This window comes from Shouchella sp. JSM 1781072, assembly GCF_041949915.1.
In the GTDB taxonomy this organism is placed as follows: Bacteria; Bacillota; Bacilli; order Bacillales; family Bacillaceae_D; genus Shouchella.
The window spans coordinates 1,593,012-1,614,471 of the sequence record NZ_JBHFQE010000001.1 but is presented as its reverse complement, the minus strand read 5'-3'; the positions used below and the strand labels follow the sequence as shown (position 1 = coordinate 1,614,471).

Below are 21,460 nucleotides of genomic sequence, written 5' to 3'. Positions count from 1 at the left end.
CACTAGAAGGGGGATTTTAAATATGAGAAAAACCGTAACTTCTTTTTTATGTGCAACCATTGTTGCCACTGGATTAACAGCTTGTAATGGTGCAGATCAATCTCAGACACATGGGAATATGTACCGTGGAAGCGAAGCGCAAATGGGTTATGATAACAATGGCGATGATTATACAGCCAACTATCCTTATTATGGAAATGGTGTTGGTGGTAAAGAATATTATCAAAACAATCGATTCTCGCAAAAGAACGATCGCATGAATAATCCGAAAGCGCATTACAATCAAAACCGCAAAATGTCTCACGGACGTGGCATGACTGGGAACGGACGACCTGGGATGGTAGACGAAAACGGTATGCTTAATCGTACGAACGACACGATGAGTGGAAGAGGAATGCAATTCAAACATTCTTCAAAGCAATCATCCATGCAAACGAAATCAACAAAAGCTCATTATCATAAAGATTATGATGGAAAGCACGTTGGGATGTTGACGACTGAGCTTGAAAAAATTGATGGTGTGAAAGAGCCACGTGTTATGGTAAAAGATAACGATGTTGTTATTGGGTACCAAGCGGATGGGAAACCTCATGACGTTGAAAGTAAAATGAATCGTCATGTTCAAAAGGTGATGGGAAAAGGGAAACATGTAACCATTACTGCCGATCATGACATGCATGAATCTATGTCTAAAATGGATGATCAATTACGTACAGGTTCCGCTTTTAAGGAAGTGGAAAGTACGTTTGCGGCAATGATGAAAGATTTAGGTCACGCGGCAAAACGTCCATTTGAGAAAAGCCGTTAAAAAAAGAAGAAGGCAGCTGCCTTCTTTTTTTTAGGTTACAACTAATGAAGCGACCATTTCTGTATGACCGCTTCCGCATGGAATGGAACAAATAATTTGATATTCACCAGGCTCTAGGGAAGCGACAGTTGTGCCAGCTCGATTTAAAACGACATCTTCTCCACTATCTGCCTCCTGAATAATAATTCCGTGATTCCCACTTGCGTTTACTAATTCAATGGTCGTTTCTCCTGAAGGTACAACATATTCCTCTTGGTCAAACCGCCAGTTTAACGCTTGGATCGTCAATGTTTCGTCTGTTGTTGCGCTTTCATTTTCAGGTTCTGTTGTGTTGTCACTTCCACATGCGGCAAGTACAACAATGAATAATAAAGTCAATAAGTGCAAACTGATTTTTTTCATCCTATCACTCCTCGTTTCTATAGTTCCATTTTACATGGTTCTTTTCTTAGTTTCTGGTAGAAATATGAAAACCTTGTGTCGTTTTCTTCGAATAGAAATAAAGAAGAATGGTAAGAATGGATGGCATCAGGAAAAGATAGGAGCACAACACATATGTATAAACACATCATTACCAAGCACTGGATTCCCTTTACGCTAGGAGCTTTTTCAGTCATTTTGTTTTATAGTACATTTATTATTTGGAATGAGAGTAAACCTGTGCAACAGCCACCGAATGTGGCATCAGAACAAATCGAGAACGAGGTTGAACTTTTACTCGAGACGGTTTTTGCTGATGGTGTTAGCCGTGAAGTAATAAAGAAAGAAACCGTTGATTCAATGAGTGACTTTTGGTATGAATATGGTGATTGGCAAATGGTTGATCAGAAAAAAGGATTTGTTCATTTTAAGCAAGAAATTGTAGATTTGTCTCCTGAAGTTAAGCAAAATGGGTACTTAGGTATTTCAGAAGAGAATGAGCTAATCTTATATACAGGTCAACCGGAAGCGAAAGAAATTGTGCAAACCTATAATCAAATGGGTACGTATGAATTAACGGAGTCAGAAAGAGCCGCTTTAACGACTGGATTGAAAGTGTCGTCTGTAGAAGCACTGCAAGCTGTTATTGGTTCGTAGCCAGACTCGTTATTAGGAATAAAGATTTAGTAGTAAAGCTTATCGACTTAACGATAAGCTTTTTTCCACTCCCTCACGTTTAGTTCAAGATTGACATGGCGTTCAATGAATGTTGCGGGATATCCGTCTTTATGTCTTAAAATGAGTGTGCTACTATAGAAATAAATGTTCGGTTTTTTTGGAGGAGAATAAATGATTGATTATGTTAAAGGTGTGTTGGTAGAAATTGAACCTTCACATTTAGTCGTAGAAACAAATGGAATTGGCTATCAATTACTGTGTGCAAATCCATACCGTTTTTCAGTTGAAAAAGACCAGACAATTAAAGTTGTCACACATCATTATGTTCGTGAAGATTTTGAACGATTGTATGGATTCAAAGATAAAAAAGAGCGTAGTCTATTTGAAAAATTGTTAAGTGTATCTGGAATTGGGCCAAAAGGGGCGTTAGCGGTTTTAGCAGCTGGTCAAACCGATCAAATTGTTGAGGCAATTGAACGAGAGGACGAGGCGCTGTTAACGCGTTTTCCTGGAATTGGGAAGAAGACTGCACGCCAAATTATTCTAGACTTAAAAGGAAAGTTAGATGATTTTACGTCTACATCGTTGTTCGAAGTTGATGTCAAAGCAGTCAAACAGGAATCCGACAATCTGGCTGATGCCTTGGAAGCGTTAAAAGCACTTGGTTATGTGGATAAAGAGCTAAATAAAGTGAAGAAAAAGCTTGTGGAAGAAGACCTCGAGACAGATGAATACATTAAACGCGCGCTTGCATTAATGCTTCGTACATAGATTGGGGGAACGGGTATGGATGAGCGAGTCGTTTCGGCGGAAACAACAGAGTTAGAAGAACAAACAGAGCAACAGCTTCGGCCAGCTCTTTTAGAAGAGTATATTGGTCAAGATGAAGTGAAAGACAATCTATCTATCTTTATGAAAGCAGCAAAGTTAAGGCAAGAAGCGCTAGACCATGTTCTTTTATATGGACCGCCTGGGCTTGGAAAAACAACGCTTGCTGCCATTATTGCTCATGAAATGGGTGGACAAATCAAAACGACGGCAGGACCAGCTATTGAAAGAGCTGGTGACTTAGCGGCTATTCTTACGTCTTTGGAACCAGGGGACGTGTTATTTATCGATGAAATTCATCGCTTAAATCGTGTAATTGAAGAGATCTTGTATCCTGCAATGGAAGACTTTTGTATTGATATTGTTATAGGAAAAGGGCCAACTGCGAGATCGGTACGTCTCGATTTACCGCCATTTACATTAGTGGGAGCAACAACAAAAGCAGGAATGATTTCCGCACCTTTGCGGGATCGCTTTGGTGTTCTTTCGAGGTTGGATTATTATAAGCCTGACGATTTAGCAAAGATTATTAATCGGTCTGCCACTGTATTTGATGTTGAATTAACGCAAGAGGCTGAAGTTGAAATTGCAAGAAGATCAAGAGGCACGCCTCGAATTGCCAATCGACTATTAAAGCGAGTAAGAGATTTTGCTCAAGTAGAAGGATTAGACAACATTTCTTTAGATATTGCGCAACACGCACTAGAGCGTTTGCAGGTTGATCCGCTCGGACTCGATCATATTGATGAAAAATTAATAAAAGGGATTATCCATCGCTTTAATGGTGGTCCTGTAGGGATCGAAACGATTGCCGCTTCCATTGGTGAAGAAGCTGACACGCTCGAAGAAGTGTACGAGCCATATTTGTTGCAAATTGGATTTATTCAGCGGACCCCTCGGGGACGAATTGCGACACCAAGTAGCTATACACACTTTGGATTGGAGCCGAGTGATGGGTAGAACGCTTATGATCGTTGGCGGCATTATCTTAGTTATTGGGCTAATCTGGGAAGTCGCAGGACGCTTTATACCGCTTGGACGATTGCCAGGGGACTTCCTTTTTAAAAACGGAAATATGACCATTTACTTCCCGATTGTGACATGCATCATAATAAGTATTGTGCTTTCTCTTATTCTTTCATTGATTCGAAGATAAGAAGGTTGCAGTTTTACGCATACAACGGTATGCTAGTAGAAGTTTTGACTAAAGTTAGAGTACAAATAAAAAGGTGATTGGGTTGAACGTAAACGAATTTGATTTTTATTTACCTGAAGAGCTTATTGCGCAGACACCACTAGAATCACGAAGTCAATCAAGGCTTCTCGTGCTTGATCGTGATCATGATCGTCTGTTCGATCAAACTTTTGCGGATATCGTAAATGAGTTTTCTGCTGGTGATTGTTTGGTGCTGAATGATACAAAGGTATTACCTGCTCGATTAATCGGGGAAAAACAAGAAACCGGAGCCGTAATTGAGTTTCTGCTATTAAAGCAAACGGTTGGTGATTGCTGGGAAACGCTTGTAAAACCCGCGAAAAGAGTGAAAGTGGGCACCGTCGTTACTTTTGGGGACGGACAGTTAAAAGCAATGTGTATTGAAGAAAAAGCAGACGGTGGTAGAATTGTTGAATTCTCATATGAGGGAGTGTTCTATGAACTGCTGGATCAATTAGGATCGATGCCTCTCCCACCGTATATAAAGGAAAGATTGGAAGATCGCGATCGTTATCAAACGGTCTACGCAAAGCAACTCGGGTCAGCTGCTGCACCGACTGCAGGGCTTCACTTTACAACGGAGTTACTTGATGCAATCAAAGCTAAAGGGGTTTCGATTGTTTATTTAACCTTGCATGTTGGATTAGGAACATTTCGCCCAGTAAGTGCAGATGATGTATTGGATCATAAGATGCATGCGGAATATTATGAGCTGTCGGAAGAAGCGGCGACGATTTTGCAACAAACAAAAACAAATGGGAACAACATTATAGCTGTAGGAACGACGTCAGCGCGGACGCTCGAAACGATTGTGGAAAAGAATGGTGAATTCATTGCTGAAACTGGTTGGACGTCGATTTTTATTTATCCCGGCTACACGTTTAAAGGGATTGATGGACTGCTGACGAATTTTCACTTGCCGAAGTCGACGCTCGTCATGCTTGTTAGCGCAATGACAGGCAGAGAGTTCTTACTACATGCATACTCGCACGCTGTAAAGAACCATTATCGGTTTTTTAGCTTTGGGGACGCAATGTTTGTTCGCCCTCATAAATAAAGGAGAATCTAGAAATTGACAGTGCCGATTACGTATGAACACATTAAAACATGTAAGCAAACCGGAGCTAGGTTAGGAAGGGTGCATACACCGCATGGAACATTTGAAACGCCAATGTTCATGCCTGTAGGAACGATGGCTACAGTAAAAACCATGAGTCCTGAAGATCTTAAAGCAATGGATGCGCAGATTATTTTGAGCAACACGTATCATTTATGGCTACGACCTGGAGAAGATATTATCCAAGAAGCTGGTGGTTTGCACCAGTTTATGAACTGGGATAAGCCAATTTTAACGGATTCTGGTGGATTTCAGGTATTTAGTTTAAGTGATTTGCGTAAAATTGAAGAAGAAGGGGTTCATTTTCGCAACCATTTAAGTGGTGAAAAGCTCTTTTTGTCACCTGAGAAAGCGATGCAAATTCAACATGCTCTCGGTTCAGATATTATGATGGCGTTTGATGAATGTCCGCCGTATCCAGCGGATTATAGCTATATGAGGCAGTCGGTAGAACGGACAAGTCGCTGGGCGGAACGTTGTTTAACGGAACATCATAATTCTGGAAAATCTTCGCTTCAAGGATTGTTTGGGATCATTCAAGGTGGCGAATATGAAGAACTTCGTAAACAGAGCGCGAAAGATTTGACATCACTGGATTTCCCCGGTTATGCTGTAGGTGGATTGTCTGTCGGAGAGCCGAAAGACGTCATGAATCGTGTGCTGGAATTTACAACACCCCTAATGCCTGAAGATAAACCACGGTATTTAATGGGGGTTGGATCACCTGATTCACTAATTGACGGGGTTATAAGAGGAATTGACATGTTTGATTGTGTCTTGCCTACCCGTATTGCACGAAATGGTACTTGTATGACAAGTGAAGGAAGATTAGTCGTCCGTAACGCAAAGTTTGCTCGAGATTTTCGACCGCTTGATGAGAATTGTGATTGCCATGTTTGTCGCACCTATAGTCGCGCATATATTAGGCACTTGATAAAATGTGAAGAGACATTTGGTTTCCGACTCACCACGTATCACAATCTTTATTTCTTGCTACAGCTTATGAAAAAAGTGAGACAAGCTATTATGGAAGATCGCCTTCAAGATTTTCGTGATGAATTTTTTGAGAGCTATGGATTTAATAAAGAAAATGCTAAGAACTTTTAATGAATCGTTTTCTTTATCAAGGAAGGAGGAGTTCTAAATGAATGAAGGCGCTAGTTTATTGCTAACGATGCTACCGTTTATCGGGATTATCGTATTATTTTACTTCTTGCTTATTCGTCCACAGCAAAAGCAACAGAAGAAAATTCGTGAAATGCATGCCGCTTTACAACGTGGAGATAAAATCATCACAATCGGTGGTTTGCACGGGGTAATTGACTCAATTGATGAAACTGTTGTCGTACTTTTAGTAAATGACAACCGTAAACTAACTTACGATCGTTCTGCGATTCGTGAAGTTGTTCAATCAGATTAATAGGAAAAGCAAGGAGGCGATGTAACCCTCCTTGCTTTTTTTATGTCTCGCTCGATAAGTTTACTCCGATTACGCCACCTAATGCTGCAATACCTCCATAAGAAGCAAAAAGGATTACTTGCTTAAGTGTTAACGCTTCGTTATAGCCTAAATAACTAATAGCGGAAGCGAGTAAGCAAAACATCGCAGCGCATAAACAACCTGCTAGCCAGCCTTTTGTTTTTGCTTTACCTCCAGCAACAAAGCCTCCAATGAAAAGCGCCAAAAATGCAATCGCAATCATGACCCAGCCAATGGATTGCTCGGTAAGCGTGGTCATGGAAAGAAGCGTTGCAATAATGGCCGCTGCTACTAACGCAATCCCCAATGCGAAGCTTAAGCCAATAAAAACGGCTGGAAAAAAACGATGAGCCATTTCATCACCTTCCTTAATTTGTTGATCTTATTTTAAATATATGTTTGTACAAGGAGAACATGCTCTCAAGGATAAAACTTTCTTAGCAGGGCATAGTAGCAAAAAGACGGGAGGGATTGGTGTGACTGCTTATGTGTGTAGGGTGATTACGAAAGTTAGTCGTTTTTTTAAAAGGTGTGTATCTCGTCGTAAAGAGATCATTCAACAATTGACAGTGGTCGAGCAGATAAATCGACGAATCCTTTATCCGGACGCTCTTTCTAAACATGAAAAGTGCGAGGAGTTTAAACAAAGAGTCGCGATCCCACTGATCGTAGACGGTGAAATTTACGATAAAGGTTTAATTCAACTTGAAAAGACAGAGTTATGGTTGCGACAGCGTATGCGTTCATTTGGCTTTAAAGATATTAAACAAATCTCTTACTGCTCGATTAAAGCAAAAGATCGTTTCTTTATTGACCCTTATTAAAGATTGGGTGTATGGATGAGGGTAAGTGACGAGACGGGCTCCTCTTTATTTACATAGGATATGGTGTATAACTATGGGAGGAGGGTTACCGTTGAACGACAACTACAGAATGTGTCAAGATCACATGGGTAAATGTGTGTATATTACTGAGCGCTGCGGCAAACGTCACTACGGCAGAATTACGAAAGTCGATCAAAACAACGTTTTTATTCAACCTTTAGGAAATAGAGGATTTGGCTACGGATTTGGCTATGGCTGGGGATATGGAATTGGATATCCAATCGCTCTTGGTGCTATTGCCGGGATTGCATTAGCTGGATTATTTTTCTGGTAAAATGCAAGTTCGTAAATAAGAAGAGGTTGCTGTTGAGCAACCTCTTTATTTTTTTCGCATGAATAAGCGTAGCTCTTCTTTTGTGAACAAACGCAAAGCGAACATGCCAGCAATGTACACACAAGCGGATAAAGAAATGTTTAAACCGGTGCGAATGGTGTACGATAATGAGTGGAAGAGGGAATCATTAAAAAATTGAGCTGACAAACACGTAAGAACGATGAGCAAAAAGAGTTTAAATATAGGACGTATATGAAAAAAGAAACCAGTTGTTTTGGCAATTGAGGCAAAATGAAGCATTGTGACAAGTACAAAACCAACCACAATCGCAAGCGCGGCTCCAATAATACCGAAGCTAGGATTGGAAGCGAGAGCAAAAATCGCCCCCGTTTTGATAATCGCCCCAATTAAACTATTCATCATAGAAACTCGGGCATAATTCAACGCTTGTAATGCGGCTTGTAACGGGCCTTGTAAATACAAAAATAGCGCAAAAGGTGCCATAATTTTAAGCATAGCAGCTGCTTCTGGTGCATGGTACATAATCGTCATTAATTCGCTCGCGAATACATAAAGAACAACAACACAGATTCCCCCTGATAAGAGGCTAATGCGAATCGCTTGTTCAAGCCTATGGTGAACGAGTGTGTGTTTTTGCTGAGCCACTGCTTCACTTAGATTTGGAAGCAAGGAGACGGATAAAGAGTACGTAATAAAGGTTGGTAACGTTAGTAAAGGCACAACATAGCCAACCAAGAGACCGTATTGCTGGGTGGCAATTACCGTAGCCGTGCCAGCAAGAGCAAGACTTTGTGCAACAACTATCGGTTCAAAGAACAAAGCGGTTGTGCCAATTAAGCGACTACCTGTTGTTGGTAACGCAATGGTAAGTAAATCTGAAAAGGTCTTCTTTTCTCCTTTAATCGTTGAAAAAAAGTTTTTACGAAAGCGGAATGATTTTTTTGATTTAAACAAAAAAACTAAATAAAGTAAGGAAGCCAATTCACCACAAATCGCAGACAGCATTGCACCGGCAGCTGCATATTCAATGCCTAGAGGTAAGAAAGCAAGGCTTAAAACGGCAACTAAGGTGATGCGAACAATTTGCTCGATTACTTGACCGTAGGCAGTTGGTTTCATGTTTTGCAACCCTTGAAAATAGCCGCGTAAAACGGAAGAAACCGCAATAATCGGTACGATTGGGATAACCGCATAAAGTGCATAAATGGCTCGTGTATCTGTTAGTAATGTTGTGGCGATTATAGGTGCTAGTAGCACTAGAGAGACCGTGAAGATAACCGAGAGAACTGCGGTCATTGCGAGCGAAACAGCGAGAATCTTTTTTATTCGGTAAGATTCATTTCGTGCTTCTGCTTCGGCTACTAGTTTTGCAATCGCAACAGGTAGGCCCATTTGTGTTAATGTTAACAGAAGCAACATGGTTGGGATCGCCATCATATAAAGGCCAACCCCTTCAGGACCAAGAATCCGTGCCATGACGATTCGATTTACAAAACCAAGCAATTTTGTGAAAAATCCAGCCACAATTAAAATAATGGTTCCTTTTAGAAATGATTGTTTAGTCATAGCGTTCCTGCCTTTTTTATACGTCTCCTACTGTTATTTCTATGCAGAGAAGGACAGGACATGACAAGCTTATAGAAGAGGATAAAACCCAACTTGGGAAATGAATAGTAATAGCAGGAATTCTTGAATTTTGTTAGTATATGTATGACGACAGTTTTTTCTAAGAAATGAGGGTAAAGCATGGGGGAAAAACAGCAATTTGACGTGTGGCGAGAGGATATCGCACCTATTTTGTCTATAAAAAAAGATGAGTTTCATGAGCTTGGCTATAACCGTGTTACGAAAGAAGATTTGTGGATGTATGTTATTGATAAGCAAAAAAAGCGCAAAACGTTTATGCCTTTTTACGCCTTTGTTGATGCGTTATTGTCAATTAAACCTCAAGATTATATGACTTGGCTCACGGTAAATACATATAAAGAACCCATTGATTGGTTTAAAGAATTTGAAGCAGCAACAGATACAAAAGGGACAGGCAGCTAGAATGGAGGAACTACCTAATGAAAATTAAAAAAGGCCGGATCGCGCTTTTTTTTGCAATTGTTGCTGTGTTAGCAGCAGGGATTAGTTATTTTGCGCGACCTGTACTTCAAGATGTGAATTTAGGCCTTGATTTACAGGGAGGTTTTGAAGTCCTGTATGAAGTTGAGGCGATGCATGAAGGGGACGTTATTGATGAAGAGGCCCTTTTGTCAACAACAACAGCCATTAATGAACGTGTAAATACAATTGGTGTGTCCGAACCGACGATTCAGATTGAAGGGGATAACCGAATTCGTGTTCAGCTTGCAGGTGTTGATGATCAAGAATCTGCCCGTGATATTTTGTCAACTGGTGGCGAATTAACGATTCGTGATGTAGAAGACAATATTCTTTTAGACGGTAGTGACTTAACGCAAAATGGCGCAAATGCAACGCTTAACGCAGATACGAATCAGCCAATCGTCACGTTAACGTTAGAAGACGCAGATCAATTTGGCGATATTACACGAGAACTTGCACAACAACCTCAAGGTGAGAACTTGCTTGTTATGTGGCTTGACTTTGAAGAAGGCGATAGCTACGAAGAAGAAGCGATGAAAGCTGATCCTAAATTCTTGTCTGCTGCCTCTGTCAACCAAACGCTGCAAACAAGAAATGTGCAGATTGAAGGGCAGTTTACAACAGAAGAAACGCGCTTTTTAGCAGAAATTTTAAATGCTGGCGCTTTACCTGTAGAGTTAAATGAAATTTATTCAACATCGGTTGGTGCTTCTTTAGGTGAGCAATCAATGAACCAAACAATCAACGCTGGTTTAATCGGAGTGGCGCTTATTTTTGCCTACATGATGCTGTATTATCGTTTTCCAGGTGTCATTGCGATTATTACATTGAGCGTGTATACATTTTTAGTATTAATTGTGTTTAACGCGTTAAATGCTGTTTTAACGTTGCCAGGGATTGCGGCGTTAATTTTAGGAATTGGTATGGCTGTTGATGCCAATATTATTACGTACGAACGGGTGCGAGAAGAAATTAAATCAGGTAAATCAATTATGTCGGCGTTTCGCGTAGGGGGGAGACGGTCATTTGCAACAATCTTTGATGCGAATATCACGACTCTTATTGCTGCTGGCGTCATGTTTTATTTCGGGACAAGTTCTGTTCAAGGATTTGCCGTCATGCTTATTATTAGTATTCTCGTGAGTTTCTTAACGGCAGTATGGGGGTCTCGCTTATTGCTAGGTTTATGGGTGAACAGTAAGTTTTTAAATAAACGCCCAGGTTGGTTTGGAGTTAAGCGAGGTGAGATTGATGAGGTTTAGTCCTGAAAATTGGAATGTTGACTTAACGAAACATCGGAATAAGTTTTTTGTTGCATCTGGGATAACGATTATTATTGGCGTCATTCTCTTATTTACAATGGGGTTTAACTTAGGTGTTGATTTTGAAAGTGGTTCAAATGTAGAAATTCAGACAGAAGAGAGCTTAACGGAAGAGCAAATCCTTGCTGATTTTGAAGCGATTGATCTTAATAATGATTACGTGCCAAGCGTGACGCTAGGCGGGGATCAAAATCAAAATGCAAGTGCGCGATTTGTAGATGAATTCAATCAGCAAGAGATCGCGACAATTCAAAACTATTTTAATGAAGAGTACGGCAATACCCCAAATATTAGTACGGTATCGCCTTTAGTTGGGGAAGAATTAGCGAGAAATGCAGTCATTTCAGTCCTCATTGCTTCCGTTGGGATTGTTATTTACATTGCACTTCGCTTTCATTTCTTATATGGCGTATCGGCGATTATTGGGTTATTGCATGATGCGTTTATCGTAATTGCGCTTTTCAGCTTGTTGCAAGTAGAGATTAACGTTCCGTTTATTGCCGCTATCTTAACGGTGGTCGGTTATTCAATCAATGATACGATTGTGACATTTGACCGGATGCGGGAAAATGTCAAGAAAGAAAAGGAAATCGAAAGTTTTCAGCATTTGGCGCAAGTAGTAAATAAAAGCTTGCTTCAAGTAATCACGCGATCGATTAACACGGTTCTTACCGTGATGTTTGCAGCACTTGCTTTATTCATCTTCGGCGGAGAAGCAATTCGCTCATTCTCGCTTGCACTCGTCATTGGTCTCGCAGCAGGAACGTATTCATCAATGTTCTTGTGTGCGCAAATGTGGCTTGTGTGGGAATGGAAACGATTGGTGCGCTTAAAGAATAAACCGAAAAAAGTTGAAGAAGACTACGTATAAAAGAATAGGTCGGTGAATGGAATGAAAGGCCAAACGTTTTTTATAGTTGGTGTCATTGCAGCAATCCTAATTGCGGTTTTTTCCGTGTTAAATGTTGAAAGTGTTCCGGTAAACTTGTTATTCGTGCAAACAGACTGGCCACTTATTCTAATTATTTTATTCTCGGTTTTACTTGGAGCCATTGTTGCATTTGCGCTTTCAGGTATTAGAATGCACCAGCTTAAGCTTGAAATGAAAAAGCTGAAAGAGCAGAAAAACGCTCAAGTAGATGAAAGTGAAGAAGTCAATACGCAACCTAACCGCATGAAAAAAGAACATAAAAAAGACTAAATTCCTATCATTGCTACCCCTCGCATCGTCCTGTATAATAGGATGGTCGAGGGGTGTTTTACATATGTTGCAACCACATGCAAGGTGGCGCATTTTAGAGCAAGATACAACGATCGTAAATGAATTAGCAAATGAATTAAACCTTTCCCAAGTCGCCGCAAGGCTTTTGGTTAATAGAGGCTTTACCGATTCTACTACGGCAAGCGAATTTTTAATGACAGAAGAGCCTGCGTTTATCGACCCATTTTTAATGAAAGGGATGGAAGCAGCTGTTTCACGAATAAAAGTTGCGATAGAAGCAAACGAACGTATTTTAGTCTTTGGAGATTATGATGCGGATGGTGTGAGTTCTACTTCTGTCCTTCTGACCGCATTAAAACTACAAGGAGCGGATTGCGACTACTATATTCCAAATCGGTTCACGGAAGGCTATGGTCCGAATAATCCAGCGCTTGAGTGGGCGAAGGAGCAAGGATTTACTCTTGTCATTACAGTGGATACAGGAATCTCCGCTGTGGAGCAAGCGGATTATGCAAAAAACATTGGGCTAGATTTTATTATTACAGATCACCATGAACCACCGCCTGTTTTGCCGAACAGCTACGCAACGATCAATCCGAAGCAACCAGGCTGTGACTATCCTTTCAAAGAATTAGCTGGGGTTGGCGTTGCCTTTAAAGTTGCGCATGCGTTACTAGATCGAGTTCCTCACGAGCTCCTGGATTATGCCGTGATTGGCACCATTGCTGACCTTGTCCCACTCGTTGGGGAGAATCGTTTACTGGCGAAAAAGGGACTTCGTGCGTTTCAAACATCGGACAAAAAAGGCATCCAAGCATTAAAAGATGTGTGCGGAATGACAGCTGCTGAAGTAGAGGCAGACCACATTGGTTTTGCGGTTGGACCTAGACTGAATGCTGCTGGTCGGCTTGATTCTGCAGTCCCTGCAGTTGAACTGTTATTAGCAAAAGACGAGGACGAAGCAAAGGCGCTGGCGTTAGAAATTGACGGTTTAAATAAAGAGCGACAAAAGATTGTAACCGATATGTCCAAAGAAGCGATTGAGTCGGTTCAACAGCTCGAGCAAATTCCTGAAGCACTCATCGTTGCCAAAGAAGGCTGGAACGCTGGCGTCATTGGAATCGTTGCATCAAGACTCGTTGAAAAATTTTATCGGCCAACGATTGTGATGACTATCGATCCTGAAACAGGTCTAGCTAAAGGATCAGCACGCAGTATTGAAGGGTTTGATATGTTTGCGGAACTTTCAAAAAGTCGAGACATTCTGCCGCACTTTGGCGGGCATCCAATGGCGGCTGGTATGACGCTAGAAGCAGACAATATTTCGCTTTTACAAGAACGTTTAATTGAGCAAGCTAAAACAGGATTGGCGCCTGAAGCGTTTAAGCCAGTTACCACCATTGATTTAGCAGTTGCCATTGATGACGTATCGGTAAAGGTGCTAAAAGAAATTGAAACACTCGCTCCTTTTGGAGTTGAAAATACAAAGCCAAAAGTGTTAATAGACGAAGTGAAACTTGCAGATATTAAGCGAATCGGTAGTGATTCCAGTCACTTGAAATTTCAATTTGCAGGGGAAGAAACGACGTTGGACGGCATTGCATTTCGAAAAGGGGATTTGTACGAACAAATTACTCCGCAAGCAAATGTCTCAGCTGTTGGGACACTTTCGATTAACGAATGGAACGGAAGAGTGAAGCCGCAGCTAATTGTTGATGATGTTGCGATTAAAGACTGGCAATTGTTTGATTGGCGGAGTTTACAGTTAAATCGGTTGGCATCTAGATTAAATGAACTGCCAGCAGATGAAACCATTGTCGTCGCTTTTCAAGAAAAGACGGTTAAACGCTGTAAAGACCTCAATATCATTGCGCATCATGTCCATGATCCTTTACCTTCTTTTGCAGGAAAATTCATTGTTATACTGGACGTCCCTTCTCATCGCGAAGATCTTTATGGAATGTTTTCGGAGAACGAGAAGCCCAACAGAATTTATGTCGTCTTTTCGGAGGAAGAGGAGTCATTTTTTAAGACAAATCCTAATCGAGATCAATTTAAGTGGTATTATGCGTTTCTAAAAAAACGCGAACATTTTCCAATTAATGATTTAAAGAAATTAGAGGCACATAAAGGTTGGTCATCTGACACTACGTCATTCATGAATCAAGTGTTTGCTGAATTAGGGTTTATTGAGATTGATAACGAGCGTATAACGATTGTGAAAAGCCCGGAAAAGAAAGCATTAGATGAATCAGAAGCTTATCAAGCAAAACAAGAACAAGCTTGGTTAGAAAACGAACTTGTATATGCTTCCTATGGACAGCTAAGAGAATTATTTACAAAACGAATTGGAAGCGATGCTTCAGAAAAGAAGGAGACGATGGTACATGGATTATAAAAAGCATATTACAATTGTTGAGGATTGGCCGCAAGAAGGGATTCGCTTTAAAGATATTACGACTTTAATGCAGAATGGCCCTGCTTATAAAAAAGCAATTATGGAGCTTACAGAATATGCGAAAAAACAACAAGCAGATGTTATTGTTGGACCAGAAGCGAGAGGGTTTGTAGTTGGCTGTCCGGTTGCTACAGAGCTAGAGCTTGGTTTTGTACCAGTTCGAAAAAAAGGAAAGCTTCCTCGAGAAGTAATTGAATGTGATTACGGCTTAGAATATGGAAAAGATTGCTTGACCATTCACAAAGATAGTATCCAACCAGGTCAACGTGTTGTGATCACAGACGATCTGCTCGCAACTGGTGGAACCATTGAAGCAACGACAAAACTAGTGGAGCAACTTGGTGGAGAAGTTGTTGGCCTTGCTTTTCTTATAGAACTCGCTTACATTGATGGAAGAAAAAAGTTAGAAACGTACGATATTTTCTCATTAACAACGTACGAATAATGAAGATTGGAAGCGGCTGTTCACGATACAGCCGTTTTTTTCGAAAGCGAAAAGTGAACGCCTCTTTACAAGAGTGTTGGAGTAAAGGATAATAGAAAGAAAACTTGTCGAATGAGTAAGGTGATTCCATGACGATCGATCAGGTGCTAGAAAAAGCAAGCGCCTATTTGCAACCAGATGATATTGATTTTTTGACGAAAGCATATACGTTCGCTGAGCAAGCCCACAGTGGACAGTATCGTAAATCTGGTGAGCCCTATATTCTTCATCCTGTCCAAGTTGCGGATATTATTGTCGGATTAGAGCTTGACCCAAACACCATTGCAGCAGCATTTCTTCATGATGTTGTTGAAGATACAGACGCAACTGTGGAAGAGTTACAAGAACACTTTAATAAAGAAGTAGCGATGCTCGTAGACGGTGTGACAAAGCTAAAGAAATTTAAGTATAAATCAAAAGAAGAACAGCAAGCCGAAAATCATCGGAAAATGTTAATGGCGATGGCGAAAGACATTCGTGTACTTCTAATAAAATTGGCTGACCGCCTTCACAATATGCGGACACTTAAATTTATGCCGCCTCATAAGCAGCGAGTGACCTCTAACGAAACGCTTGAGATTTTTGCACCTTTAGCGCATCGTCTAGGGATTTCTACAATTAAATGGGAACTAGAAGATACGGCATTGCGCTACTTAGATCCACAACAGTACTATCGCATTGTAAATTTAATGAAACGTAAGCGGGCTGAGCGCGAAAACTACTTGTCTGATGTAATTGAAACAATTAATGATCAGCTTGAAGATGTGAACGTGAGCGCAGAATTGTCTGGTCGACCAAAACATATTTATAGCATTTATCGAAAAATGGTCATCCAAAAAAAGCAATTTAATGAGATCTATGATTTATTAGCAGTTCGAATTATTGTTAAAAATATTAAAGATTGCTATGCCGTTCTAGGTATTATTCATACGTGCTGGCGTCCAATGCCAGGTCGTTTTAAAGATTATATTGCCATGCCAAAAGCAAATATGTATCAATCTTTGCATACAACAGTAGTAGGGCCTAATGGAGATCCTCTTGAGGTGCAAATTCGTACGGACGACATGCATCGTGTAGCTGAATATGGTGTAGCGGCTCATTGGGCTTACAAAGAAGGCAAAACGTTATCAAGCAAGCGATATTCGTTTGAGGACAAGCTTAGCTGGCTAAGAGATGTCATTGAATCTCAGACAGATACAAATGATGCACAAGAATTTATGGAATCAATGAAAATGGATTTGTTTTCAGACATGGTCTTTGTATTCACACCAAAAGGCGATGTCGTGGAGCTACCTCGAGGGTCCGTCCCGCTTGATTTTGCATATCGGATTCATAGTGAAATCGGAAATCGTTGTATTGGTGCAAAGGTAAATAGCAAAATGGTTCCGCTTGATCATGAATTGAAAACAGGCGACATCGTTGAAGTGATGACTTCAAAGCACTCTTATGGACCGAGTCAAGATTGGCTAAAGTTAACGAAATCTTCCCATGCAAAAAATAAAATTAAGCAATGGTTTAAAAAAGAAAAACGTGAAGAAAATGTTGCTAAAGGGAAAGAATTAATCGAGAAAGAAATTAAAGCATTGGATTTTGATCCAAAGGTTATTCTTACTCATGAAAATTTAACAGAAGCGACAACGAAATTTAGTTTTGCAGGTGACGAAGACATGTACGCAGCGGTTGGCTACGGTGGGATTAGCCCGAAACAAATCGTTAACCGCATGACGGAAAAACAGCGCAAAGCGAAAGAGCAAGAACAAGACAATCAATCGTTAGACGATGCTTTAAATGACATTCAATCGTTTACGATGAAGAAAAAATCAAATTCAATTGGCGTGCTTGTAAAAGGTGTCGATAACTTGCTCATTCGTTTAGCTCGTTGCTGTACGCCTGTTCCTGGCGATGATATTGTTGGCTATATTACAAAAGGCCGAGGGGTTTCGATTCATCGCACCGACTGTCCAAACGTCGTTAATGACGAGAGTTCTAGCTCACGATTGTTAGAAGTTGAATGGGAAGGGGATCGCCATTCCTCTAAGTCGTACAATGTCGATATTGAAATTACAGCATTTGATCGCAATGGCTTTTTAAATGAAGTGCTGCACACGATGACCGAAACAAGAACGCAAATTAACTCAGTTTCTGGTCGATCGGATCATAAGCATAAGATTGCAACAGTTGAAATGAGTATCTCCATCACAAACAAACAACATTTGCAGAAAATTGTCGAGCGTATTAAACAATTAAAAGATATTTACTCTGTACGAAGAGTCACGCATTAGATTGAGGTGAGAGACATGCGTATTGTGCTACAAAGAGTCAAGCATGCCTCCGTTACTGTGAATGAAGACATGGTCGGTTCAATTGATCATGGTCTTCTTTTGCTTGTAGGTGTGACGCATGAAGATCAAGAAAAAGATATTTCTTACTGTGTTGATAAAATTGCCAACTTGCGTATTTTCAGTAATGAGGAAGGGAAAATGAACCTCTCTGTTAAAGACGTGGGCGGAGCGATTTTATCCGTTTCTCAATTTACGCTTTATGGCGAAACTAAAAAAGGACGTAGGCCGAACTTTATGGCAGCGGCGAAACCTGATCAAGCAGAAACGATCTACAATCAGTTTAATGAACAGCTACGAGACGCTGGGCTGCACGTTGCAACCGGTCAATTCGGGGAACATATGAATGTTCAACTATTAAACGACGGGCCTGTCACGTTAATCATTGAAAATCCATCATAAGTAAGTCACTTTCATGAATGAGTAGGCATGTGCAATGAGGGAAACGAGTAGTACGCTTGCGCCTCGCTTTATTTCGATTCATGTTAGTAGGAGAGAAGACATAAAGACTACCCTTTATGTCTTTTTTGGCGTTAATGATGTTGATATAGAGCTCCGATTCTCAATCGTAAGAAATTACAAGGAAATGAAACCGTTTTAATTATAGGTTGACTTTCAAATGAATTTCGGTAAAATAGATTTATGAGATCGATTTCATAAAAAGGAGATCGAATGATGCCAACAATTAAAGATGTGGCATTAAAAGCGGGGGTATCAAGGTCGACTGTTTCTCGTGTCTTAAATGATCATCCATATGTTGATGAGAAGAAACGAAAAGCTGTACAAGCGGCAATTACAGAACTAGGGTATAGCCCTAATTCATCAGCACAGCGTTTGCGTGGAACAGAAACAAAGACGATTGCAGTCCTTGTATCAAGGATCGTTAACCCTTTTTTTAGTGCCATTGTTGATGCCATGGATGAAGTAGCCGCTGCTCATTCTTATCGAATGATTTTATGTAATACGAGAGGAAGAGCAGATCAAGAACTTCACTTTTTAGAATTGCTCCGTACAAAACAAGTAGATGGTGTCATTCTTGCATCAATTGTAAACGAATGGGAGACCATTCAGCCCTACTTGCAGTTCGGACCGATTGTATTATGTAATGAGTACCCCAGATACCTTACAGGAGCACCTAACGTAACGATTAACCAAAAAGAGGCCATGGTGACGATCACAGAACATTTGCTTGAAAAAGGCTACTCGTCCATTGCTTACTGCAATGTCTATGATGTCAGTCGGATGCCAGAAGGAATTCACTCTCCGTTAGCCGAGGATCGATATATGGGGTATGTTGAGACGATGAAGAAGGCTGGAAAATTGGTTCACTCAGATTGGCGTTTTTCAGGTCACTCTGTTGAAGATGGAAAACGAATCTTGCAAGATATCCTTCGTCTAGATAAACGACCTGATGCAGTAATTACGGGTAGTGACGAAATTGCCGCTGGCATGATCGCCGAAGCAAAACGTCTCAACATTGGTATTCCTAGCGACTTAGCAATCGTCGGTTTTGATAACCAACCTGCAGCCACTTTACTGGAGCCGCAATTAACAACCATTCATCAACCTACATTTGAAATGGGGAAAACGACGATGGAAATGATGATGAGTGTCCTTGCAAATCCAGCTGAAATGCAAGCGTATACTGTTTACTTACAAGCACCTTTGCAAATAAGAGAGTCTACATAAAAAAGAGGAGAGACGACGATGACAAACGTAACGATTTGGAATGAATTTCGCCATGAAAAACAAAACGAAAAAGTAGCAAACCTCTATCCTGATGGCATTCATGGAGCGATTGCATCATTCTTATCGGATGATCATTCTGTAAAAACAGCTACTTTAGATGAAAATGAACACGGGTTAACGCAAGAAGTACTTGACGAAACAGATGTGCTGCTTTGGTGGGGACATATTGCGCATGATGAAGTAAGTGATGAGGTAGTGGCTCGCGTACAAAAACGTGTGTTAGAAGGGATGGGTTTAATTGTCCTTCACTCAGGTCACTTTTCCAAAATCTTTAAAACGTTGATGGGAACGAGCTGCGATTTAAAATGGCGTGAAGCGGACGAAAAAGAAAGACTATGGGTTGTTAGTCCAAGTCATCCGATAGCTGATGGTATTGATGAATATTTTGAATTAGAAAAAGAAGAAATGTATGGAGAACATTTTGATATTCCAAATCCTGATGAAGTGGTCTTTATGAGCTGGTTCCAGGGCGGGGAGGTATTCCGTAGCGGGTGTACGTTTAGTCGAGGCAACGGTAAGATCTTTTATTTCCGACCAGGACATGAGACGTTCCCAACTTACGAAAACAAAAATGTGCAAACAGTTATAAAAAATGCAGTGAAGTGGGCAGCTCCTACAAAGCGTTCCTATCCAACTTACGGAAATGCTCAATCGTTAGAGCCTGTTCCAGGGCAGTCGGAGTAAGCATATGAAAGTTGGAATTATAGGTGTAGGTGGAATAGCGACTAATCGACATATTCCAGCTCTACAGAAACTGACAGACGTTGAAATTTATGGTGTTTTTGATGTCAACCAAGTACGAGCAACTGAAGTGGCAGCTACGTTTTCAATTCCGTTTATCGCGAATACTGAGCACGAGCTACATGAAAATGTAGATGCAGTCATTATTTGTACACCCAATAAATTTCACCATGAATCGGTCGTTCGCGCGCTTGATGCAGGAAAGCATGTTTTTTGTGAGAAACCAATGGCGATTACAAGCTCAGAGGCGGAAGAAATGGAGCGTGCAGCTAAAAAAGCGAACAAAATTTTGCAAATTGGCTACCATTATCGATTTAAAAAAGAAGCCCTTGCTGCTAAAAAGCTGATTCAGGCTGGTGAGATTGGTGATCCCCTTGTCATTCGTGTAGAAGGCATGCGACGTAGAAAAGTTCCTGGTTGGGGTGTGTTTACGAACAAAGAACTCCAAGGTGGCGGATGTTTAATGGATTATGGCTGCCATCTTCTAGATTTGGCACTTTGGCTCGTCGATTTTCCAGAAATTGAACGTGTCACGGGGCAAACGTACGAAATGATTAGTCGTCATGAAGATCAAGTAAATGAGTGGGGCATTTATGATGCTACAACAATTAATGTCGAGGATCACGCTACTGCGTATATAACGTTTAAAAATGGGGCAACGATGCTTTTTGAAACTTCTTGGGCAGCAAATATTCCAAGTGATAAAGAAGCCATAAGCATTTCAGGAACGGCTGGTGGAATAAATGTGTTTCCTTTATCGGTTAATAAAGCATCTGCTGGAATGATGACAACCACTCATGCAGATTGGGTAGCAGGGGAAAGCGATGAAGGGTTTGCTCAAGCGCAAAACTTTGTTCAAGCTTGTTTAGGTAAAGAAGACCCGCTTGTGAAAGCGAAAGAAGCGCAAAAAGTAACTGATGTTATTGAACATATTTACAAAGCGAGTAAGTGAGCTAATAAAAGTTCCCCCAAAAACAAGCTTTTTGCTAAATAAAGGTTTATAAATCGTTAAGGTTGGCTATCCTATAGAGAAGTCGATTATAGGAGCGATTGCCAATGCGTGTCCATGGGAAACAAGAGCACCAAAAAGCGCTACAGGACTCAATTGATCGAATCCAATTAAATGATGCGAATACCATTTTTTCAAGGTTAGAATGCGGCACAGCGCCTAATGATATTATTTTTATTAAGAAAGCGCTCTCGCGAAATTAACTATTGACGTGTGTGCAATCATTTCGTATAGTAAGAAGCAACTAATTAAAAACGGCAAAATGAACCATTGACGAGGAATAGTAGTTGAGGAGTATAGA

25 protein-coding genes and 1 other annotated feature (1 of these 26 running past the window's edge) are annotated in these 21,460 nt (G+C 40.6%); of the genes, 22 read left to right on the top strand and 3 right to left on the bottom strand.

What is annotated here, in order from left to right; genetic code table 11:
• The first annotated feature begins 22 nt into the window (after positions 1-22).
• On the top strand, positions 23-808 hold the full coding sequence (locus ACE1TH_RS08625) for a YhcN/YlaJ family sporulation lipoprotein (RefSeq protein WP_099300303.1): 786 nt from the start codon (positions 23-25) through the stop codon (positions 806-808).
• 30 nt (positions 809-838) lie between these two features.
• Here ACE1TH_RS08625 and ACE1TH_RS08620 read toward each other — a convergent pair whose 3' ends face one another.
• The gene (locus ACE1TH_RS08620) at positions 839-1,210 is read right to left on the bottom strand and encodes a cupredoxin domain-containing protein (protein WP_375078732.1); all 372 of its coding nucleotides are present in this window, start codon (positions 1,208-1,210) and stop codon (positions 839-841) included.
• A 153-nt stretch (positions 1,211-1,363) separates the two neighbouring features.
• On the opposite strand from ACE1TH_RS08620, the gene ACE1TH_RS08615 reads away from it, so the two are divergent.
• The 7 genes from ACE1TH_RS08615 to yajC all read left to right on the top strand — a co-directional run bounded on the left by ACE1TH_RS08615 (position 1,364) and on the right by yajC (position 6,487).
• A complete protein-coding gene (locus ACE1TH_RS08615) occupies positions 1,364-1,885 on the top strand; it encodes a BofC C-terminal domain-containing protein (RefSeq protein WP_375078731.1) in 522 nt (173 codons plus the stop codon).
• A 192-nt stretch (positions 1,886-2,077) separates the two neighbouring features.
• Entirely contained in the window at positions 2,078-2,677 is a 600-nt protein-coding gene (gene ruvA / locus ACE1TH_RS08610) for a Holliday junction branch migration protein RuvA (protein ID WP_375078730.1), read from the top strand.
• Positions 2,678-2,692: 15 nt separating this feature from the next.
• Positions 2,693-3,694, top strand: coding sequence for a Holliday junction branch migration DNA helicase RuvB (ruvB, locus tag ACE1TH_RS08605; protein WP_099300307.1), 1,002 nt, complete (start codon positions 2,693-2,695; stop codon positions 3,692-3,694).
• Complete coding sequence (locus ACE1TH_RS08600) at positions 3,687-3,890, top strand: DUF2905 domain-containing protein (protein WP_099300308.1); 204 nt, start codon at positions 3,687-3,689, stop codon at positions 3,888-3,890. Before ruvB ends, ACE1TH_RS08600 begins: the two co-directional genes overlap by 8 nt.
• A gap of 82 nt (positions 3,891-3,972) precedes the next feature.
• A complete protein-coding gene (gene queA, locus ACE1TH_RS08595; RefSeq protein WP_375078729.1) occupies positions 3,973-5,007 on the top strand; it encodes a tRNA preQ1(34) S-adenosylmethionine ribosyltransferase-isomerase QueA in 1,035 nt (344 codons plus the stop codon).
• Positions 5,008-5,028: 21 nt separating this feature from the next.
• Positions 5,029-6,174, top strand: coding sequence for a tRNA guanosine(34) transglycosylase Tgt (gene tgt / locus ACE1TH_RS08590; protein ID WP_099302072.1), 1,146 nt, complete (start codon positions 5,029-5,031; stop codon positions 6,172-6,174).
• Positions 6,175-6,211: 37 nt separating this feature from the next.
• Entirely contained in the window at positions 6,212-6,487 is a 276-nt protein-coding gene (gene yajC, locus ACE1TH_RS08585; RefSeq protein ID WP_099300310.1) for a preprotein translocase subunit YajC, read from the top strand.
• Positions 6,488-6,527: 40 nt separating this feature from the next.
• Here yajC and ACE1TH_RS08580 read toward each other — a convergent pair whose 3' ends face one another.
• Entirely contained in the window at positions 6,528-6,902 is a 375-nt protein-coding gene (locus ACE1TH_RS08580; protein WP_375078728.1) for a TIGR04086 family membrane protein, read from the bottom strand.
• Positions 6,903-7,023: 121 nt separating this feature from the next.
• Here ACE1TH_RS08580 and ACE1TH_RS08575 point away from each other — a divergent pair, with 121 nt between their 5' ends.
• Together ACE1TH_RS08575 and ACE1TH_RS08570 are read left to right on the top strand one after the other, a co-directional pair.
• A complete protein-coding gene (locus ACE1TH_RS08575; RefSeq protein ID WP_099300312.1) occupies positions 7,024-7,371 on the top strand; it encodes a YetF domain-containing protein in 348 nt (115 codons plus the stop codon).
• Between the two features lie 109 nt (positions 7,372-7,480).
• Complete coding sequence (locus tag ACE1TH_RS08570) at positions 7,481-7,705, top strand: hypothetical protein (protein WP_375078804.1); 225 nt, start codon at positions 7,481-7,483, stop codon at positions 7,703-7,705.
• 45 nt (positions 7,706-7,750) lie between these two features.
• Here ACE1TH_RS08570 and spoVB read toward each other — a convergent pair whose 3' ends face one another.
• On the bottom strand, positions 7,751-9,292 hold the full coding sequence (gene spoVB, locus ACE1TH_RS08565) for a stage V sporulation protein B (RefSeq protein ID WP_255225042.1): 1,542 nt from the start codon (positions 9,290-9,292) through the stop codon (positions 7,751-7,753).
• A 180-nt stretch (positions 9,293-9,472) separates the two neighbouring features.
• Here spoVB and ACE1TH_RS08560 point away from each other — a divergent pair, with 180 nt between their 5' ends.
• From ACE1TH_RS08560 to ACE1TH_RS08505, 12 genes are all read left to right on the top strand, one after another.
• Entirely contained in the window at positions 9,473-9,775 is a 303-nt protein-coding gene (locus ACE1TH_RS08560) for a post-transcriptional regulator (RefSeq protein ID WP_099300315.1), read from the top strand.
• 17 nt (positions 9,776-9,792) lie between these two features.
• Positions 9,793-11,097 carry a protein translocase subunit SecD gene (secD, locus tag ACE1TH_RS08555; RefSeq protein WP_176554188.1) on the top strand — a complete coding sequence of 435 codons (1,305 nt, stop codon included), beginning with the start codon at positions 9,793-9,795 and terminating at the stop codon, positions 11,095-11,097.
• Positions 11,087-12,028 (top strand): protein translocase subunit SecF, encoded by a 942-nt coding sequence (secF, locus tag ACE1TH_RS08550; RefSeq protein ID WP_176554189.1) that lies wholly within the window; start codon positions 11,087-11,089, stop codon positions 12,026-12,028. The genes secD and secF overlap by 11 nt, the downstream gene beginning before the upstream one ends.
• A 21-nt stretch (positions 12,029-12,049) precedes the next feature.
• Positions 12,050-12,358, top strand: coding sequence for a LapA family protein (locus ACE1TH_RS08545; RefSeq protein ID WP_099300316.1), 309 nt, complete (start codon positions 12,050-12,052; stop codon positions 12,356-12,358).
• Between the two features lie 64 nt (positions 12,359-12,422).
• A complete protein-coding gene (recJ, locus tag ACE1TH_RS08540) occupies positions 12,423-14,777 on the top strand; it encodes a single-stranded-DNA-specific exonuclease RecJ (RefSeq protein WP_255225043.1) in 2,355 nt (784 codons plus the stop codon).
• The gene (locus tag ACE1TH_RS08535) at positions 14,767-15,282 is read left to right on the top strand and encodes an adenine phosphoribosyltransferase (protein WP_099300318.1); all 516 of its coding nucleotides are present in this window, start codon (positions 14,767-14,769) and stop codon (positions 15,280-15,282) included. Before recJ ends, ACE1TH_RS08535 begins: the two co-directional genes overlap by 11 nt.
• A 128-nt stretch (positions 15,283-15,410) precedes the next feature.
• Positions 15,411-17,603, top strand: coding sequence for a RelA/SpoT family protein (locus tag ACE1TH_RS08530; RefSeq protein ID WP_099300319.1), 2,193 nt, complete (start codon positions 15,411-15,413; stop codon positions 17,601-17,603).
• A 15-nt stretch (positions 17,604-17,618) separates the two neighbouring features.
• On the top strand, positions 17,619-18,062 hold the full coding sequence (gene dtd, locus ACE1TH_RS08525) for a D-aminoacyl-tRNA deacylase (RefSeq protein WP_099300320.1): 444 nt from the start codon (positions 17,619-17,621) through the stop codon (positions 18,060-18,062).
• A 270-nt stretch (positions 18,063-18,332) separates the two neighbouring features.
• Positions 18,333-19,349 carry a LacI family DNA-binding transcriptional regulator gene (locus ACE1TH_RS08520; protein WP_375078727.1) on the top strand — a complete coding sequence of 339 codons (1,017 nt, stop codon included), beginning with the start codon at positions 18,333-18,335 and terminating at the stop codon, positions 19,347-19,349.
• An 18-nt stretch (positions 19,350-19,367) separates the two neighbouring features.
• Positions 19,368-20,093 carry a ThuA domain-containing protein gene (locus ACE1TH_RS08515; RefSeq protein WP_099300322.1) on the top strand — a complete coding sequence of 242 codons (726 nt, stop codon included), beginning with the start codon at positions 19,368-19,370 and terminating at the stop codon, positions 20,091-20,093.
• 4 nt (positions 20,094-20,097) lie between these two features.
• Positions 20,098-21,102 (top strand): Gfo/Idh/MocA family protein, encoded by a 1,005-nt coding sequence (locus ACE1TH_RS08510; protein WP_255225046.1) that lies wholly within the window; start codon positions 20,098-20,100, stop codon positions 21,100-21,102.
• Between the two features lie 104 nt (positions 21,103-21,206).
• Complete coding sequence (locus tag ACE1TH_RS08505; protein ID WP_176554190.1) at positions 21,207-21,362, top strand: hypothetical protein; 156 nt, start codon at positions 21,207-21,209, stop codon at positions 21,360-21,362.
• A gap of 58 nt (positions 21,363-21,420) precedes the next feature.
• Positions 21,421-21,460: a binding site (T-box leader), on the top strand; it runs 178 nt beyond the window's last position.

Excerpts from the sequence above, each read along its gene's own strand:
- ACE1TH_RS08625 (WP_099300303.1), top strand. The coding sequence starts at position 23 with ATGAGAAAAACCGTAACTTCTTTTTTATGTGCAACCATTGTTGCCACT.
- ACE1TH_RS08620 (WP_375078732.1), bottom strand. The coding sequence starts at position 1,210 with ATGAAAAAAATCAGTTTGCACTTATTGACTTTATTATTCATTGTTGTA.
- ACE1TH_RS08615 (WP_375078731.1), top strand. The coding sequence starts at position 1,364 with ATGTATAAACACATCATTACCAAGCACTGGATTCCCTTTACGCTAGGA.
- ruvA (WP_375078730.1), top strand. The coding sequence starts at position 2,078 with ATGATTGATTATGTTAAAGGTGTGTTGGTAGAAATTGAACCTTCACAT.
- ruvB (WP_099300307.1), top strand. The coding sequence starts at position 2,693 with ATGGATGAGCGAGTCGTTTCGGCGGAAACAACAGAGTTAGAAGAACAA.
- ACE1TH_RS08600 (WP_099300308.1), top strand. The coding sequence starts at position 3,687 with ATGGGTAGAACGCTTATGATCGTTGGCGGCATTATCTTAGTTATTGGG.
- yajC (WP_099300310.1), top strand. The coding sequence starts at position 6,212 with ATGAATGAAGGCGCTAGTTTATTGCTAACGATGCTACCGTTTATCGGG.
- ACE1TH_RS08580 (WP_375078728.1), bottom strand. The coding sequence starts at position 6,902 with ATGGCTCATCGTTTTTTTCCAGCCGTTTTTATTGGCTTAAGCTTCGCA.
- ACE1TH_RS08570 (WP_375078804.1), top strand. The coding sequence starts at position 7,481 with ATGTGTCAAGATCACATGGGTAAATGTGTGTATATTACTGAGCGCTGC.
- spoVB (WP_255225042.1), bottom strand. The coding sequence starts at position 9,292 with ATGACTAAACAATCATTTCTAAAAGGAACCATTATTTTAATTGTGGCT.
- ACE1TH_RS08560 (WP_099300315.1), top strand. The coding sequence starts at position 9,473 with ATGGGGGAAAAACAGCAATTTGACGTGTGGCGAGAGGATATCGCACCT.
- secD (WP_176554188.1), top strand. The coding sequence starts at position 9,793 with ATGAAAATTAAAAAAGGCCGGATCGCGCTTTTTTTTGCAATTGTTGCT.
- secF (WP_176554189.1), top strand. The coding sequence starts at position 11,087 with ATGAGGTTTAGTCCTGAAAATTGGAATGTTGACTTAACGAAACATCGG.
- ACE1TH_RS08545 (WP_099300316.1), top strand. The coding sequence starts at position 12,050 with ATGAAAGGCCAAACGTTTTTTATAGTTGGTGTCATTGCAGCAATCCTA.
- recJ (WP_255225043.1), top strand. The coding sequence starts at position 12,423 with ATGTTGCAACCACATGCAAGGTGGCGCATTTTAGAGCAAGATACAACG.
- ACE1TH_RS08535 (WP_099300318.1), top strand. The coding sequence starts at position 14,767 with ATGGATTATAAAAAGCATATTACAATTGTTGAGGATTGGCCGCAAGAA.
- ACE1TH_RS08530 (WP_099300319.1), top strand. The coding sequence starts at position 15,411 with ATGACGATCGATCAGGTGCTAGAAAAAGCAAGCGCCTATTTGCAACCA.
- dtd (WP_099300320.1), top strand. The coding sequence starts at position 17,619 with ATGCGTATTGTGCTACAAAGAGTCAAGCATGCCTCCGTTACTGTGAAT.
- ACE1TH_RS08520 (WP_375078727.1), top strand. The coding sequence starts at position 18,333 with ATGATGCCAACAATTAAAGATGTGGCATTAAAAGCGGGGGTATCAAGG.
- ACE1TH_RS08515 (WP_099300322.1), top strand. The coding sequence starts at position 19,368 with ATGACAAACGTAACGATTTGGAATGAATTTCGCCATGAAAAACAAAAC.
- ACE1TH_RS08510 (WP_255225046.1), top strand. The coding sequence starts at position 20,098 with ATGAAAGTTGGAATTATAGGTGTAGGTGGAATAGCGACTAATCGACAT.
- ACE1TH_RS08505 (WP_176554190.1), top strand. The coding sequence starts at position 21,207 with ATGCGTGTCCATGGGAAACAAGAGCACCAAAAAGCGCTACAGGACTCA.